This is a genomic window from Ruegeria sp. AP12, from assembly GCF_056540025.1.
The window spans coordinates 1-932 of record NZ_JBQFVZ010000131.1 but is presented as its reverse complement, the minus strand read 5'-3'; the positions used below and the strand labels follow the sequence as shown (position 1 = coordinate 932).

At 59.2% G+C, this 932-nt stretch carries 1 protein-coding gene and 1 pseudogene; one reads left to right on the top strand and one right to left on the bottom strand.

The genetic code is table 11. The features are described 5' to 3' along the window. Nucleotides 1-575 (bottom strand): annotated as a pseudogene (locus tag ACR0E6_RS21750) (GTP cyclohydrolase II); the annotation flags it as partial. Nucleotides 576-737: 162 nt separating this feature from the next. Here ACR0E6_RS21750 and ACR0E6_RS21745 point away from each other — a divergent pair. Continuing rightward, a partial coding sequence (locus tag ACR0E6_RS21745; RefSeq protein WP_480587234.1) for a response regulator transcription factor occupies nt 738-932 on the top strand: 195 nt, incomplete at its 3' end.

Genomic DNA, 932 nt, shown 5'->3' with positions numbered 1-932 from the left:
ACGTGCAACCGACCGGCCTCGGACACTTCCATCGGCAAGCGCGCGGCGACAACCGGGTGCAGGGCGCTGCGATCTGCCAGATGCGGCGCGGCCCGGGAGTGATCTATGCAAGTCAAACCGTGGGTTGCCACGAAATCACGACCGTCTTCGACCGGCAGCACCACGGCGGCAGGCAGTAATCGGGCGGATTTGGCCAGCGCGATGGCAATGCGGTGCAGATTGGCATTGCCCTGCCTTTCGGTCATCAGCGGGCCTTTCATCGGCGCATTCAGATCGTCCGATGGGTCCGCTATGGCTTGTACCCATGCCATGTCAGCATCTGCCGGGATCAATACCCGCGCCAAATCGCCATCGTAAGCGCGTGCTTTTAGCGTTTCCGCCCGTCGCCCGGTGATGGCCACCACAGGTGTCCCACCCAAACTGCGCAGATCGGCAAGTCGTTGGGGTGTGATCGTCTCGGCCGAGATGGCCAGAACGCTGCCGCCATTGTCATCCACCAGCACGATTGGCACGCCCATCCGCAGGTCAGCCCGCGCGCGCGCCAGCAATTCGGTGATATCGGGGATGAGACTCATCTATGTTACCCTATAACGTTCGACCCTTTTCCTAGCGCTTTCGGCTGGAATTGTGAAACATTTCCGCTGCGTCTGACACGAAGGCGTGAGACGGTTGCAGTAAATCTTGTTGATTGCATATTCCACACGCAAGTGATGGGAAAGGCTTTGGAGGACCCAAGAATGGCTCAGCTCAAGAAAATCCTGTTGGTGGATGATGACGAGGATCTGCGCGAGGCGCTCAGCGAGCAATTGGTGATGACCGAAGATTTCGACGTGTTCGAAGCCGCGGATGGCCAACGTGCGATGGAACGGGCGAAAGAGGCGATCTACGATCTGGTCATTCTGGATGTGGGCCTGCCCGATACCGACGGTCGC